19 protein-coding genes are annotated in these 13,685 nt (G+C 50.3%); 9 read left to right on the forward strand and 10 right to left on the reverse strand.

Translation table 11 applies throughout. The features are described from left to right. The first annotated feature begins 174 nt into the window (after positions 1–174). Together LKE08_RS28435 and LKE08_RS28440 are read left to right on the forward strand one after the other, a co-directional pair. Positions 175–891, forward strand: coding sequence for a hypothetical protein (locus LKE08_RS28435; RefSeq protein ID WP_324707670.1), 717 nt, complete (start codon positions 175–177; stop codon positions 889–891). A gap of 31 nt (positions 892–922) precedes the next feature. Then, a complete protein-coding gene (locus LKE08_RS28440) occupies positions 923–1,126 on the forward strand; it encodes a hypothetical protein (RefSeq protein WP_324707671.1) in 204 nt (67 codons plus the stop codon). A 101-nt stretch (positions 1,127–1,227) separates the two neighbouring features. Here the strand turns inward: LKE08_RS28440 and LKE08_RS28445 are convergent, their stop codons facing one another. From LKE08_RS28445 to LKE08_RS28475, 7 genes are all read right to left on the reverse strand, one after another. Then, a complete protein-coding gene (locus LKE08_RS28445) occupies positions 1,228–1,617 on the reverse strand; it encodes a DUF5615 family PIN-like protein (RefSeq protein ID WP_324707672.1) in 390 nt (129 codons plus the stop codon). Continuing rightward, the gene (locus LKE08_RS28450; protein WP_324707673.1) at positions 1,566–1,799 is read right to left on the reverse strand and encodes a DUF433 domain-containing protein; all 234 of its coding nucleotides are present in this window, start codon (positions 1,797–1,799) and stop codon (positions 1,566–1,568) included. Before LKE08_RS28450 ends, LKE08_RS28445 begins: the two co-directional genes overlap by 52 nt. A 241-nt stretch (positions 1,800–2,040) precedes the next feature. Next, the gene (locus LKE08_RS28455) at positions 2,041–3,294 is read right to left on the reverse strand and encodes an SUMF1/EgtB/PvdO family nonheme iron enzyme (protein WP_324707674.1); all 1,254 of its coding nucleotides are present in this window, start codon (positions 3,292–3,294) and stop codon (positions 2,041–2,043) included. Further along, positions 3,239–4,057: an ergothioneine biosynthesis protein EgtC gene (gene egtC / locus LKE08_RS28460; RefSeq protein ID WP_324707675.1), complete on the reverse strand. Its 819-nt coding sequence runs from the start codon at positions 4,055–4,057 to the stop codon at positions 3,239–3,241. Before egtC ends, LKE08_RS28455 begins: the two co-directional genes overlap by 56 nt. Before the next feature lie 222 nt (positions 4,058–4,279). Further along, on the reverse strand, positions 4,280–4,537 hold the full coding sequence (locus tag LKE08_RS28465) for a hypothetical protein (RefSeq protein ID WP_324707676.1): 258 nt from the start codon (positions 4,535–4,537) through the stop codon (positions 4,280–4,282). Positions 4,538–4,847: 310 nt separating this feature from the next. Then, positions 4,848–5,981, reverse strand: a complete 1,134-nt coding sequence (locus tag LKE08_RS28470) for a cupin-like domain-containing protein (protein WP_324707677.1) — start codon at positions 5,979–5,981, stop codon at positions 4,848–4,850. A 66-nt stretch (positions 5,982–6,047) separates the two neighbouring features. Continuing rightward, entirely contained in the window at positions 6,048–6,464 is a 417-nt protein-coding gene (locus LKE08_RS28475; protein ID WP_324707678.1) for a hypothetical protein, read from the reverse strand. A gap of 190 nt (positions 6,465–6,654) precedes the next feature. Between LKE08_RS28475 and LKE08_RS28480 the strand changes: the two genes are divergently transcribed. Genes LKE08_RS28480 through LKE08_RS28490 form a run of 3 tightly spaced genes read left to right on the forward strand, consistent with a single transcriptional unit; the run spans position 6,655 to position 8,373 of the window. Next, a complete protein-coding gene (locus LKE08_RS28480; protein WP_324707679.1) occupies positions 6,655–7,290 on the forward strand; it encodes a DUF488 domain-containing protein in 636 nt (211 codons plus the stop codon). Continuing rightward, positions 7,283–7,729, forward strand: a complete 447-nt coding sequence (locus LKE08_RS28485) for a DUF488 domain-containing protein (protein ID WP_324707680.1) — start codon at positions 7,283–7,285, stop codon at positions 7,727–7,729. The genes LKE08_RS28480 and LKE08_RS28485 overlap by 8 nt, the downstream gene beginning before the upstream one ends. Before the next feature lie 2 nt (positions 7,730–7,731). Continuing rightward, on the forward strand, positions 7,732–8,373 hold the full coding sequence (locus LKE08_RS28490; protein ID WP_324707681.1) for a hypothetical protein: 642 nt from the start codon (positions 7,732–7,734) through the stop codon (positions 8,371–8,373). Positions 8,374–8,423: 50 nt separating this feature from the next. On the opposite strand, the gene LKE08_RS28495 is transcribed toward LKE08_RS28490, so the two are convergent. After that, positions 8,424–8,585 carry a hypothetical protein gene (locus LKE08_RS28495; protein WP_324707682.1) on the reverse strand — a complete coding sequence of 54 codons (162 nt, stop codon included), beginning with the start codon at positions 8,583–8,585 and terminating at the stop codon, positions 8,424–8,426. Positions 8,586–8,620: 35 nt separating this feature from the next. On the opposite strand from LKE08_RS28495, the gene LKE08_RS28500 reads away from it, so the two are divergent. Together LKE08_RS28500 and LKE08_RS28505 are read left to right on the forward strand one after the other, a co-directional pair. Further along, positions 8,621–9,865, forward strand: a complete 1,245-nt coding sequence (locus tag LKE08_RS28500; RefSeq protein WP_324707683.1) for an AAA family ATPase — start codon at positions 8,621–8,623, stop codon at positions 9,863–9,865. Further along, the gene (locus LKE08_RS28505) at positions 9,862–10,473 is read left to right on the forward strand and encodes a DUF4276 family protein (RefSeq protein WP_324707684.1); all 612 of its coding nucleotides are present in this window, start codon (positions 9,862–9,864) and stop codon (positions 10,471–10,473) included. Before LKE08_RS28500 ends, LKE08_RS28505 begins: the two co-directional genes overlap by 4 nt. Positions 10,474–10,679: 206 nt before the next feature. Here the strand turns inward: LKE08_RS28505 and LKE08_RS28510 are convergent, their stop codons facing one another. Next, entirely contained in the window at positions 10,680–11,033 is a 354-nt protein-coding gene (locus tag LKE08_RS28510; RefSeq protein WP_324707685.1) for an SH3 domain-containing protein, read from the reverse strand. A 96-nt stretch (positions 11,034–11,129) separates the two neighbouring features. Continuing rightward, positions 11,130–11,957 (reverse strand): alpha/beta hydrolase, encoded by an 828-nt coding sequence (locus LKE08_RS28515; protein ID WP_324707686.1) that lies wholly within the window; start codon positions 11,955–11,957, stop codon positions 11,130–11,132. A 104-nt stretch (positions 11,958–12,061) separates the two neighbouring features. Here LKE08_RS28515 and gcvH point away from each other — a divergent pair, with 104 nt between their 5' ends. Together gcvH and LKE08_RS28525 are read left to right on the forward strand one after the other, a co-directional pair. Next, on the forward strand, positions 12,062–12,454 hold the full coding sequence (gene gcvH / locus LKE08_RS28520) for a glycine cleavage system protein GcvH (RefSeq protein ID WP_324707687.1): 393 nt from the start codon (positions 12,062–12,064) through the stop codon (positions 12,452–12,454). Positions 12,455–13,060: 606 nt separating this feature from the next. Beyond that, on the forward strand, positions 13,061–13,441 hold the full coding sequence (locus LKE08_RS28525; protein ID WP_324707688.1) for a hypothetical protein: 381 nt from the start codon (positions 13,061–13,063) through the stop codon (positions 13,439–13,441). The last annotated feature ends 244 nt before the right edge of the window (positions 13,442–13,685 follow it).

Below are 13,685 nucleotides of genomic sequence, written 5' to 3' on the forward strand. Positions count from 1 at the left end.
CACAAAGATTCAAAGTCCCCCTTATCAAGGGGGATTTAGGGGGATCGGATATCCCACAAAGATTCAAACTCCCCCTTTTCAAGGGGGATTTAGGGGGATCGGATATCCCACAAAGATTCAAAGTCCCCCTTATCAAGGGGGATTTAGGGGGATCAGACTAAAAGGAGTCAACATATGAAATTAAAAATATTTGATAAAATTCCCGCCCAGCGAGTCCGAAAATTCAATCGGCGACTGCTGTGGAGTTTGCTGATATTTGAATGGGTGCTACTCGCCATTTACCTCGCCACCGTTTTGCTGTGGGGAGACAGTCCGCCGCTGTGGGATTTTAACGGATTTCAAAATATCCCCTCTTTGTTCTCGGCGATTCAGTTATTTGCCGTCGCCTGCAGTTTTCTGGGGTTGGCGTTTTATCGCAGCTATCCGGGGCAAAAACCGTCCCGGCGGTTGCTGGTGACGGTGGGGGTGATTTTTTTCTATATTTCCTTAATTGACGAAACGTTTAAATTGCATCAGCACTTTTATAAACCCCTGTGTTGGATGCCTGGGATCGAAAATTGTCGCGGTTGGTTCAATATCTATATTTACATCTATGTCGGAATTGCGATCGCCACATTTATTCTGTTTTTCAAAGATTTAAAAGCGAGTTGGAGGTTCTATCCGAGGGCTTCGTTTTTTGTCGGGTTCGGGATTTTTACCTTTTTGTTCGGTGCCCTGGGATTGGAGTTGTTGAAATTCCAAATTTTCGACACAGGATATGGTATAATGGAAGAACTCCGCATCGGCTTGGAAGAATATTTGGAAATGCTGGGGGCAACTTTGACGTTGTACGGGAACGGCTTATTTTTTGTGCGGCGGATTGAACAGTCGGAAGGGTCGGAGTATAATTGAATTGAAAACAACTTTTGTTTAAAAAAAAGAGATGAGTGAAATCACCGTCAATGAAAGCCAACTCAAAGAGTTAATCAAAGTCGCAATTCTTGAGTTGATAACAGAAGAAAAAGAAGTCTTGTCTTCGCTGCTGTCTGAAGTTTTGGAAGATCTGGCAATGGAAAAAGCAATTCAGGAAGGCGAAAGTACAGATTTGGTGAGTCGCGAAGCAATTTTCAAAGCTTTGGATAGATGACCATGACTCGCTCCTCGCACAGCGGAAACCGGCGAAAATTGTCGCGGTTACTTCAATATATGTATTACCTCTATGTCGGAATTGCGATCGCCACATTTATTTTAGCGAGTATTGCTAATCTCTACAATCATTTCTCCTTGTCGCAATTGTGCCAAGGCATCAGGCAAAGTAGCAGTCAGCAATTTTCGTAAGTTTCGATTGGTGACATTACCACAGGTTAGCCACAAAATTTTGGGAGGCGGCCCCAAGCGACAAACCCAATCAATAAAGTCGCTGTCTTTCGTCATAATCACAGCATTTTCCGATCGCGCAGCTTCAAAAATTTCGATATCCCGAGCATCCCGAAGTCCCAAATCTCGCAATGCATCAGTTTCTAGACCAAAATTTTCTGTCAACCAATTTGCTAGGTTGGGGGGTAGTTGAGCATCGATCCAAATCTTCATGCCATCAGCCTGGGAAAATCCGTCCGCCGCGCCGCGAACAACAGACAAGCTTGAATATCTGCCAATTCTAAATCGGGGAAGTCTTCTAAAATTTCTGCAACGCTGACATTTTCCGCCAACATTTCCAAAATATCAGTCACTCGAATTCGCATCCCTCGAATGCAGGGACGACCCCCGCATTGGCCGGGATTTTGAGTGATCCGATTGAGTAAATCAGTTGTTTCCTTCATAATCTCAGTTGTTAATCCCATAAGATCCGATCACCTCCTCCTTCAACCCCCCAATCATCTAAAGATGATTGGAGCTATTAGCTTGGGAATTAATTCCCAAGCGGTCTTGATATTATATCTGATTTTTTTGTTGTTCGCGAGAGCAGTTAAATTGGCAAATATCCGGTGCGTTACCCCGAATTAATGACGGATTTAAAGGCCCCGTAATTGTGGGGAACGCACCCTACAAAAATCCGAATCCTCACTCGCTCCTCGCGCAGCGGAAACCAGCCAAAATTGCCCGGACGTGGGGGTGATACCAGTTGCGGAAACTGCACCGCATCGCCCAGGGACGGGTGATCCAACTGCCGCCGCGCAAAACTTTATGTTCGCCGTCGAAATAGGTCTGGGAATAGCCGGAATAGGGGTAAAACTCAAAGCCGTCGTATCCGGCAAAATCGCTGGATGTCCACTCCCAGACGTTGCCGATTAAATCGCAGACACCGGAGGCGCTGACGTTTTCGGGGTGGGCATCTACGGGGGTGGTTTGGGGTTTATTTTTAATGATTTTACCGAGATGATTGCAGTTGCATTTTTCCTCAGTGGGCAGGTCTTCACCCCAGGGATAAGTGCGGGTTTTTCCGTTGTCAAAACTGGCGGCTTTTTCCCATTCCGCTTCAGTGGGAAGTCGCTTGCCGACGAAGTTGCAGTAGGCTTCGGCTTCGTACCAACTGACGCCGCAGACGGGGTGGTTGTCGAAGCTGGGGTCGTCGATCCAATATAGGGGTTGAGTGACCCAGTTGTGTTGGAGCCAGTCCCACCCTTTGGGGGACCACCATTTGGCTTTGTGGTAGCCGCCGGCTTCCATAAATTGGCGATATTGGGCGCAGGTGACGGGGTGGCGATCGATCCAGTAGCGATCTAAAAATTGGCGGTGGATTTTGCGTTCGTTATCCATCGCGTCGAGGCTGTCATTTCCGATGGAAAATTCCCCGGCGGGGATTTCGATTTCGGAGAGGGGGAGTGGGGGGGTGGTGGAGAAGATGGGGAGGTGGGTGGTTACGTCCTCGAAGCGGTGCAGTTGCAGGACGAGGGCGATGGTTTCTCCGTGCTGACATTCGTGCTGCAAAATAAATCGCCACAGGCGTTCCTGTTGTTCGAGGGGGGCGGTTTCTAGGTATTGAAAAACCTGCGATCGCACGATCGCCAAATAATCTAAAATAAACTCCAGCGAAGGCAGTTCCACCCGTTTCGCCTTCGGCAGTCCGTCGGCGGTGAAAAATAACCGATATTCGGGGAAGAGCGGCTCTTGCCCCCCGCACTCCTCCAGCAGCCAGTAAGCCTCGGTGAAGGCGATGTGCCCCAAATGCCACCCCACCGGGCTGAAATCGGGGTGGGGTTGGGCGCAAAGGGTATCTCTATCGATGCCCTCGACGAGTTTGAGCGTGCCGAGGCGGCACTCATGCAGGGCGTGACAGATGGTCTGTCTGAGTGAGGGGGTGGATGTGGACGTCACAATCTTCTCCAACGCTGATGATGCTGTGTTCCGGGCAAAGGTGCCATTTCCCCGGAAATAGCGGTTCAGAAGCGATGATAACGGATTCCGGGAACTTCGGATCGTCCTGCAGCCAATAAAGGCTCGGCGGAATTCCCGCTATGGCGTGGCGGGAGGCAACCATGCGATTTCCGTCGCAGATGATCATGTTTGCGAGTACCCGCACCTGCATTTCGTGGGCGATGGTTTCGACGGTTTTGAGCACGGTTTCTAAGGCGGCGACGAGGGGGGAGGTGCCACTTCCGGCGAGGGCGTCTTGGAACAGGGCGAACAGGTGTTCGGAGTCGGTATTGCCTTCGATCGCTCGATAACTCCCGTCAGAGAGGCGATCGCGGATCGGTTTGTAGAGGCTATCCCGGAAATCCTGGATGTAGCCGTTGTGGATGAACGTCAGATTCCCGGATTGAAAGGGTTGACAGTTATTCAAATTCACGGCCTGTCCGGGGGTGGCGCTGCGGACGTAGGCCAAAATCCGCCCCGATTCGACGTAGCGACTCAGGGGGGCCAGGTTCAGATCGCTCCAAATGGGTTGGATGTTGCGGTAGCGGTAGGGTTCGGCTTCCTGAGTGGGGTGGTACCAGCCGATCCCGAACCCGTCGGCGTTCATCAAGGCTTCCTGCATTTCCTTGGGTTGGTAACTTTGGACGATTAGTGAGTGTTCGGGTTCGCATAAAATTCGGTCGAGTTGAATTGAAGAACCAATGTAGCCAAGCAGACGACACATAATTGAGAACTGAGTTGGTGACTTTAGGTGGTTGACGAGAGGATCGGAATTGCCCACTCAACTTTTCTATTGTGAACTATGCAGAGGATAGCAAAGGCTTCGAGATCCGCAAAATGGGGGACGACGGGGCGATCGCCCTTGTCTTCGCCAAAAAAAATCCCCGACCTCGGGGTTGGGGAGGATGGCAAATCGATCGCGGACCGGACGGGTTTTCTGAAGGACTTAGGATGTCAGGTAGTTTTCTATATATCGCCAGCGATCGTCCCCGTAGGTGGATCTGAGCAGGTTGCGGGCCGTTTCGCCGACGATCAGATCGCCTTCGGGGGTGTAGGAGATGCCGTCGGCGTGGTGGATGTCCGCATCCGAGAGCAGTTTTTTGACCACGCCGAGGGTGTGGGCAAAACCGGCGAGAATTTGGTGTTCCCGCACCCATTCTTCGGGTTCGGGAATGGTGACTAGATCGGGTGTGACTGTAGGCATTGGAGTATTCATGGAGGGGTTCGGAGAAGTTGTTCTATCCAACAATATAGGGGGCGACGGACAAAGTTCGCCACCGCCATCGGATAGGTTTATTATGTGCGATCGCACACCCGATCGCAGTGACGCTTTGGGATGCGGAGGTTGATCAATATCGGGTCGAAATGTGATCGCGATCGCCTCAATTTCGCCTCCGGTTTAATGGCGAGATTTGCCGTCTCAACTCAACCGTACAATCACGGATTGTCAGCGATTTTGGCACGTCGAAACCCGCCCCACCCCCGATGGATTTTATGGGTGCGATCGCCCCGGCTTATCGCCCCAAATTGGGGTACTTCCATTCGTAATGGTTGGGAAAGACAAAATTGGTCATCGAAACGGAAATGCTCGTTTCCAGCGATCGGACGTGATGCCACCACCCCACGGGAATAAAAATTACCTCCCCCGGTTCCAAAATGAATTCGATGGGTCTGACATTTTTAAATAGGGGATATTTTTGATAGTCCGGATTTTCCAGATCGACGCGGCTGAATACCCCCACCTGATTGTACACGAACGGGGTTTGCGAGGGGGGCATCAGCCGCACCAGTTTGCGGCCGGAAACCTGGGCCAAAAACAGGTTGACGGGATCGTGGTGCAGTGGCGTGACGGTTCCGGCTGGCCCGAACCAGAAGAAAATTCGCCCCCGGGTTTGGTTGGGATCTAAATATTCCGTACAAATTTCGATATCGTTCAACAACCCTTTCATTTCGGGGCGATCCAAATTGCCGTTGTTGGCGACCATGTAATAATCGTTGGTTTCTTGCCCGGAAATTACCCAGTCGATATATTCGGAAAATTTGACGGTTTTTCGGTGTCGTTCCAGGTTCAATTCGTACTCCGGATCGCCGTCGCGTCCGGCCTGAATTTCCACCTTCGCTTCCCCGTAGTGTTGTCGCAAATATTCGGGAGTCCACCGTTCCAACGCCTTCCAGTTTTTGATGATATTGGTCAAAATCAGGGGGGTGTTTTTGGCGTAGTAGTGATCCAAAAACTCCGATCGGGAAATTGTCGGTTTGCGATCGACGGTTTGGGCGGCTTCGGAGAGGGATGCCAACTGATGCTGAATTTTCCACATCGACTCGACTTTTTGCAGCAGTTGAACGAACTGTTCTCCCGCTTTGAAATAGGGGTGGTCTGAGGCTTGGCTGACGGCATCCAAGGCGAGTTTGACATCGACACCCTTTTCGACCATCCGTTCCACCAGAACGGCGTCGGGTAAATTCATCAGTTTGTTGAGGGCAACCCACTGTTTCCAAGCGTCGGATAATTCGGGTTGCGGTTCCACCGCCGGTAAGTTAGACTTCGGTTGGGATTGGGGAAGCCACTGCAGGCTGACTTTCTGTTCGTCGTGCAGGGTGATTTGCAGGGGGGGAAGGGTGATGCGTTGGGGCTCGGAATTTGTCATAGGTGGAGATCGGGAAATGCGCTCGATCGCAATTTTGGCATTTTTTCGGGGCGATCGCCAAACTCCTCACAATTCATTGGGAATTGACGGCCTCCCCCAGAACCGACGACAACTCCACAGAAAGGCGATTCCAAACGCCAAATTCGCCAAACCCACCGTCGCCGTCCCCCAGCCGAGAAACCGCATTCCCGCCTCGATCGCGATCGCCGCAGAGAGAATCGCCGAAGCCACCCACCCGAACCGCTGCAAGACGGAATCCCCCGACAGGACCCAGTCAACCAGGCGATCGAATAAAATTTGACCGGCGAACAGTCCGATTGTCAGGGCAACCGTCCCCCACAAGGCGTGCCACTCATCCAAGAATAGCAGATAGGGCAGGTGAAACCACAGGATTCCACCGAGGGCGAATAAACCCAGGCCGACACCCGTCCAAATGCCGCCGGCGATCCGAATCGGGGTCGTGGATTTCGGGGTATTTTCCATCTCAGAATCCGCTGTAATGCTCCGAACTTTGTACTTGATTTTGAGTCCGGGGTTATGGTATCATAGAATCATCTTATTTTTCGAGTTCTGCACGCTCTTTTTGCGGTGTGGCATTTCCTTGTCGTGCCGACCGTTGACGTGCCGAATTCCGACTCGGCGATCGCCCGCCGTTCATTTATCATTCGGGGTCATGGATTTATTTACGGTCGGTCATTCCAACCACCCAATCGAACCGTTTATTTCTCTGTTGCAGCAACACGGTGTCACGGCATTAGCGGACGTGCGATCGCACCCCCATAGCCGCCACCTCCCCCACTTCAACAAAGCCGAACTGACAGCCGCGTTAGAGTCCCAAGGAATTCGCTACGTTTTTCTGGGCAAAGAACTCGGCGCCCGTTCCGGCAATCCCGCCTGCTATGTGGAGGGAAAAGCCGTCTACGAAAAAATCGCCGCCACCGACGAATTTCAAGCCGGACTCCAGCGAGTGATATCCGGCCTCCAAACCTATAATATCGCATTGATGTGCGCCGAGCAAGACCCCCTCACCTGCCACCGAGCCATCCTCGTCTGCCACCATTTAAAACCCTTCAATTTGACCATCAATCACATTCTGAAAACCGGCGATTTGGAATCCCACGACCAGTTAGAATCCCGGCTGCTATCCAAGCAAGGCTTTACCGAATTTGCCGACCCGACAGCCCCGGTACAACTCTCCTTATTTTCCAATAATTTACCGAGTCGGGAAGACTGCCTGGAGGAAGCCTACAAACGCCAGGGGGATGAAATCGCCTATGTCGAAAAACAAGGGGGGAGCGATCGTGGCTAATTCTGTCAATCTCTACACCATCGGATTTACCAAGAAAACCGCCAAAAACTTCTTTGAACTCCTCAAACAATCCGGCGTGACGCGGGTAATCGACACCCGCTTAAACAACGTCTCCCAACTGGCGGGATTCGCCAAAAAAGCGGACTTAGAATATTTCCTAAAAACCATCGGCAATATCGATTATATTCACCGGATAGATTTGGCCCCCAGCAAAGATATCCTGGACGAATATAAAAAACAAAAGGGGGACTGGGAAACCTACGAAACGAAATTCTTAGACCTGCTAGAAAAGCGACAGATCGAAAAAAAGGTTGACCCGGAATTGATAGAAAATGCCTGCCTGCTGTGCAGCGAAGCGAAACCCCACCATTGCCACCGTCGCCTAGTCGCCGAGTATCTCAACCGACATTGGGGGAATATCCAAATTCACCACCTGTAGCCATGACACAGATGATTTGTCTAGCGAATTCGCGCAAAAATAGCGATCGCTGCGTTGCCGGAATTGACAAATCAACCCGTTTGTGGGTTCGTCCGACCACCCGCCTGGACGACGGTCGAATTCCGGTAAAACTCTGTATAATTAACGGAAAACCCATCCGACCCCTGGACGCGATCGACGTTTCTTTAACCGACGAATCCCCGGGTTATGAATGCGAAAATCGGGTCATGTTTTCGACCCGCTGGAAACGGGTCGGAACCGTCCCCTACAAGGAAATCCAGCCGTTTTGCGAAACCGAAATTCTCCACAGCCACCGGGACGATTTTCTCACAGCAGTTCCCTACAACTATTTATTACAATTACCGAAACCAAAACGGCGGACGTTGCAGGTCATCGAAACCTCGGATTTTCGGGTGGTTCGGAACGGCAAAAATAAGTGGCGGGGTTCCATTCCCCTCGACGGAAGCGATCGCCTATTTGCCACTATTACCGACCCGGAATTTTGTCAAAAACTCGACACCGGCCATCAGCCTTCCAACCCCTGTTTGGTGGTGTTCAGTTTTAGCCAACCCTGGAGTCAGTCCTATGGGGAAGAAGAATTGCGATGTTACCGTTTGATTGCGGCAGTGATCGAAGTTCACTAAAGTGAACACTACAAACAGTTTGTAGTCGTCGCTTCAGCGATGGCACACATTCACAATGCGTGCCATTCATCCAAGAATAGCAAATAGGGGAGGTGAAACCACAGAATTCCCCCGAGGGCGAACAATCCCAGACCCACACCCCTCAAAATAATGCTACCGGCTATCCAAATGGGGGTCATGGATTTTGGGGCGTTTTCCATCTCAGAATTCATTTCGGCGATCTCGACTTGGGACTTGATTGCAAATCATGGGAAATGGTATCATAGAATTATTCTATTTTTCGAGTTCTGCACGTTCTTTCACTTTCTCAGCAAGCTCGACGACGTTTACTGGTAATTTCCGTATGGACAGATTTGAAAATATCTCAGTGAGAGGCTTTCGTCGCCTTCGACAAGTTGACCTTGAGATGAGAGATCTTGTTGTCATGATTGGGGCGAATGGATCAGGAAAAACTTCGTTTTTGGATGTTCTTTCAACACTAGCGGCTTCAGCCAATGGTAAGTTGCAAGAAACATTACAATCTAAAGGGGGATTAAATGAGATTTTAACCAGAGGTAAAGCCCAAGATCTAGGGATTACTGTGTCGATGACAGTACCGGAAAGAGAGCCGTTGAAGTATGGCTTAACATTGTCACCCAAAAGCTTGTCTTATGAAATTCAGGAAGAGAGTTTAACACAGCAAAACAATCCCCATGCACCCGAACCATTCAAATATATTGAATCTTTGGGTGTAGACATCAAATATTTTAGTCAAGAAGATCGTAAACTACTCAAACCAAATTGGGATCATAATTATCTAGAAACCTCTCTCTCTCAAGTTCCTAAAATGTATCGTGAACCTGAGAACTTGAGAAAAAGTCTTGCTTCTTGCACTTATTATGGGGCACTTGATGTTTCTGAGAAAAGCCCGATTCGCTTGCCCCAGCCTATGCGTCCTGCCAAGCTACCGGGTGCAAGCGGCGAAGATTTAGTTTCCTGTCTGTATGATCTTCGGGAAACAGATAGAGATCGTTTTGAAACAGTAGAGGATGTTGTTTCTACAGCATTTCCAGATTTTGAGAGGTTAAATTTTCCTCCTGTTGCCGCCGGAACTATTTCCATGACTTGGACAGACAGAAACTTTTCTCAACCCATATATGTGCATGAGCTATCGGAAGGAACACTACGTTTTCTTTGGTTAGTGACCCTTTTACAAAGTCATAGCTTAACGACAATTACTTTGCTAGATGAGCCAGAAGTTAGCCTACATCCTGAGCTGTTGAGACATTTAGTGTATTTGATGAGAGAAGCTTCAAAATACACACAGCTTATAGTAGCAACTCATTCAGATCGACTCATCAGATTTCTTGAACCCCATGAGATTTTAATCTGTGACCTTGAAGAAGGTGAGGCAAGAATGACTTGGGCAGATACACTTGATTTGGATAAATGGTTAGAGGAATACAGCCTCGATCAAGTTTGGGCAATGAATTTAATGGGAGGTCGTCCATGAAAATTGCCATCTTAGTTGAGGGCGCTACTGAAGTAGCTTTTAGAGAAAAATTACGTGAGTTTCTCCAAACTCGTTTAGCGGGAAAAATGCCACAACTCACATTTATTTCACAAAATGGTCGTATTCCTAAAGAAGAAAAGCTTAAGCGTGTAGTTGAAAACCTGCTTTCTGGCAGGAGTGCTTATGATGCCGTGATTGCCCTAACAGATGTCTATACAGGAACGAAAGACTTTAAAGACGCAAAGGATGCAAAAAATAAAATGATGGCTTGGGTTGGTAATAATCCCAAGTTTTATCCACACACAGCACTACATGATTTTGAAGCATGGCTTCTTCCATACTGGTCAACTATTCAAAAAAGAGCAAAACATAATCGCTCTGCTCCTAGTAGTTCTCCTGAAACTGTGAATCACAATAGACCACCTGCCTACTATCTTAAGGAAATCTTTAGAGTCGGAAAAGTAACGAGAGATTATAACAAGCCTATTGATGGCGCAAAGATTTTGAAGGACAATGATTTAATGATTGCCATTCAAGCTTGTCCAGAGCTGAAAGCTTTTGTCAACCAAATCATTTCTCTTTGTGATGAAAGCAAAATCATTCCTTAACTTTTGTATTAAGGAGAGAACCTGTGAGGGTGACAAGGAGGCTAAAGCATAGCCTCCACTGTTGAAATCATGGTCGGCGATCGCGATCGGATCTGAATACTTCCCCTATTCTACGTCTTAACCGTCCGGGCGGTTGCTATAACGACGATTAGTCCGATGTCTTTCCCGATCAAAATCAGGGGCTTTCACCCCTTGTGATTTTAACATTAACAGCGGAGATAATTCGCCCAAACGTACCCTTCCATCACCCGGGTATAGATATAAACCCAGTTCTTATTGTGGTCCGATCGCTCCCACCATTCCACCTCCGCCCCGTCCGGGAGACTGCCGATAATTTTGCCGCCCGGTGTCGCCCGGACATTGAGGGGAGTATCGCTCGGATCGGCGACGATACAGATGCGAACTCCGGCGGGTTGATAGCCCGGTTCGGCGGGATTCCTTTCCTCCCCGTACCGCTCCCAAATGGACTCGCCGGCGAGTCCGACACCGCCACTCAAACACCCGAAAAATAATCCGGTTAACAACAGCCCGATCCGCCGTTTCTGTCCAAATCGATTCATGGTCAAACACTCCTTTCGTGGGGTTTTGAAGCGGTAAATGCACCCCCTATCGGTTCCGATCTGGATGGCTCAATTGTACATCAAATTTGGGAAATTTCAAGGTTTTGTTTCTGATAAAATTGTGATCAATTCTAGCAAGGTGCGGTCGTAGCGATCGCCAGCCACTTGCAACAGGTCATTGTGGCCCGCCCCGGGTACCCACAGGGACAGTTTCGGTTCCCCGGCGGCGGCGTAAAGTTGCTGTCCGTGGGAAAAGGGAATCACCCGATCGCGATCGCCGTGTAAAATCAAGATCGGAGCGTTCACCTTTCGGATTTTGGCAATATTGGGAAAGCGATCAAAGGGGTAGATGGGAATCCGCGTCACCACCCGGAAGGTGCTGGTAAACCCGCTCTCGATCACCAACCCCGCCACCGGTTCGCGGGCGGCCAGATCCGTCGAAGGCCCGCTGCCCACGGACCGCCCGTAGACGACAATGCGATCGGGGGGAACGTTCAAAGTTTCGGTGAGGTAATTGTAGGCGGCATCGATCGCCCGATAAGCCCCCGCCACCGAGGGTTTGCCGCCACTCAAACCGTAGCCCGGGTAGTCGTAGGCGAAAACGGAGAAGCCCACATCCCGGAGCTCGTGCAACCGTTGGCGGATGTCTCCGATGTCCTCCGCGTTGCCGTGGCTGTAAAGGATGGTATACTGCCCTTGGGGATTCGGCAGGTACAGAGCTGCGATCGCCGTTTCGTCCGTCGTTTCGAGGAATAATACCTCCCCGGTGCGATCGTAGCTGGCCGGACGGGGGAGAAAGATCAGGCGATCGCTCCCGAAGTAGGCCCAGATGCCCACCAAAAGATAGATCGCCAGGGTTGACGTGACCAGGCGCTTGAGGGAAAATTCCCCCAGGACCCATTTTTTGATTGTCGCTCGATTCATTTTGGGTTGAATGTGGTTCAGCGGGTTCAGATTGTGCTTGGATTAGTTTTGTAGCCGAGTCTGCACTGACAGACCGAATGCTCTGTGATTTTAGAGGATCTAACATGGCGATGGAATTTCCTGACGATCTGAAGTATCTGGACAGCCACGAGTACGTCCGCCTCGATGGCGAAATTGCCACCATCGGGATCAGCGCTTTTGCCGTCGAGCAATTGGGTGATATCGTGTTCTTGGAACTTCCGGACGTTAACGATGAGTTGGAGAAGGGCGAATCTTTTGGCAATGTCGAATCGGTGAAAGCGGTTGAAGATCTCAAAGCCCCGCTGAACGGAACCGTCATCGAACGAAACGATGCCATTGTCGAGGCACCCGAAGAATTAGCCGAAGATCCCTATGGGGAAGGGTGGTTGATCAAAGTCCGCATTAAAGATGCCGAGGAGCTCGAAGATGCCCTTTCTTCCAGCGAATATCAGACTTTAGTCGAAGGGGAAGGGTAGCCAATCGGCGACCGAAAGGAAACAGTCCGGACACCGAGGTGGGACGGGGGCGATCGCATTTTTTGTTCCGGGGACGGCGCGACATCCGCAAATCCACCGTTTCTATCCCCAATATTGGGCGATCGCCTCGATTCTCCCCAATTTTGTCTCCGATTTTGTCGCAATTTTTCCCGATCTCGACCGGGGGCGAGACGATATCCCATCCGCAACCCCCGGGAAACCGGCGACCTTCGTCTTCATATTTTTTTACATTTTTTCGCAACGTTTCTTGACAAAAATCGGCAAAAAGTTAGAGATGCGACGATTGAAAATTGTGAATTTTTAGTTTAGACTGGGGATAGCTATTTTAATCCATATGAATCGATCCCGTTTGAAGGGGAGAACCTCGAACGTCTGAAGGGGCGGAAAATTGGCGGTTCGACCGGCTGAAAAAGATTCATCTTTGATAGATGGCGATCGATTCGGAAACCCGGACGGCGAACTCTTTGTCTGCCGCTTAAGCGCCATCAAAAACGAGAATTAACCGTCAATGTCCGCCCTCCGAGCCCCAGAGAACCCGACAGAACTTTCAAAACCGTAACAGTCGCCCTTGGAGATCAGGTCAAAATGGATATCCCCCTCGGAAACCCACCCTCCCCCGACGCGAAAATCGTCCCCCAAGTCCAAGAACTCGATCGCCTGTGGCAAACATTGCCCGAGACGCTCAAACAGCAGTGGGCCAGCCAATATCAAGCCGAACTCGAAGCGTTGCTGTTGCAGGCGGACCGTTCCATCCCCACCCCCCTCAAAGACGGACTCAGCGATCGCGAACTCGCCGAACGCCTGGGCGTCTCCCCCGCCAACATCCTCCACACCTGCGAGCGACTGCCCCACCGCTTCGCCGAGTGGACGCGATCGCTCGATCCCAGTGGCCTGTCCTGGTGGGGGCGGCAAACCGGCGACCAACTGCGATACTATCCCATTAGAGGGTATTTGGGCTCCAATTGAAGTCCAGTTTTGGCCCCAATGTAAAGCAACGGTAAAAATTTCGGCGGGCGGCGGAAGTCCTCGGAACCCCCCAACGCTTCGCAATGGCGGGAGTTTTGCGGTTTCTCCCCGGCCACTTCGGGGCGATCGCCGGGGCGATGGCTCTACCCATTTGTCCGGTTAATGATTACAATTCTTTAAAAATCATAAAAAAGCTGAAGTTCCCATCGGCTTTGGTACACCCGATCGCCGGGTGTAGATTTTC

Source organism: Lyngbya sp. CCY1209 (assembly GCF_035615495.1).
GTDB lineage: Bacteria > Cyanobacteriota > Cyanobacteriia > Cyanobacteriales > Microcoleaceae > Limnospira.

Bases quoted from the DNA above. Each gene is read 5' to 3' on its own strand.
- LKE08_RS28490 (WP_324707681.1), top strand. From the start codon at position 7,732: ATGACACAGATGATTTGTCTAGCGAATTCGCGCAAAAATAGCGATCGC.
- LKE08_RS28450 (WP_324707673.1), bottom strand. From the start codon at position 1,799: ATGAAGGAAACAACTGATTTACTCAATCGGATCACTCAAAATCCCGGC.
- egtC (WP_324707675.1), bottom strand. From the start codon at position 4,057: ATGTGTCGTCTGCTTGGCTACATTGGTTCTTCAATTCAACTCGACCGA.
- LKE08_RS28465 (WP_324707676.1), bottom strand. From the start codon at position 4,537: ATGCCTACAGTCACACCCGATCTAGTCACCATTCCCGAACCCGAAGAA.
- LKE08_RS28505 (WP_324707684.1), top strand. From the start codon at position 9,862: ATGAAAATTGCCATCTTAGTTGAGGGCGCTACTGAAGTAGCTTTTAGA.
- LKE08_RS28510 (WP_324707685.1), bottom strand. From the start codon at position 11,033: ATGAATCGATTTGGACAGAAACGGCGGATCGGGCTGTTGTTAACCGGA.
- LKE08_RS28500 (WP_324707683.1), top strand. From the start codon at position 8,621: ATGGGAAATGGTATCATAGAATTATTCTATTTTTCGAGTTCTGCACGT.
- LKE08_RS28480 (WP_324707679.1), top strand. From the start codon at position 6,655: ATGGATTTATTTACGGTCGGTCATTCCAACCACCCAATCGAACCGTTT.
- LKE08_RS28440 (WP_324707671.1), top strand. From the start codon at position 923: ATGAGTGAAATCACCGTCAATGAAAGCCAACTCAAAGAGTTAATCAAA.
- LKE08_RS28525 (WP_324707688.1), top strand. From the start codon at position 13,061: ATGGATATCCCCCTCGGAAACCCACCCTCCCCCGACGCGAAAATCGTC.
- LKE08_RS28495 (WP_324707682.1), bottom strand. From the start codon at position 8,585: ATGAATTCTGAGATGGAAAACGCCCCAAAATCCATGACCCCCATTTGG.
- gcvH (WP_324707687.1), top strand. From the start codon at position 12,062: ATGGCGATGGAATTTCCTGACGATCTGAAGTATCTGGACAGCCACGAG.
- LKE08_RS28475 (WP_324707678.1), bottom strand. From the start codon at position 6,464: ATGGAAAATACCCCGAAATCCACGACCCCGATTCGGATCGCCGGCGGC.
- LKE08_RS28515 (WP_324707686.1), bottom strand. From the start codon at position 11,957: ATGAATCGAGCGACAATCAAAAAATGGGTCCTGGGGGAATTTTCCCTC.
- LKE08_RS28470 (WP_324707677.1), bottom strand. From the start codon at position 5,981: ATGACAAATTCCGAGCCCCAACGCATCACCCTTCCCCCCCTGCAAATC.
- LKE08_RS28435 (WP_324707670.1), top strand. From the start codon at position 175: ATGAAATTAAAAATATTTGATAAAATTCCCGCCCAGCGAGTCCGAAAA.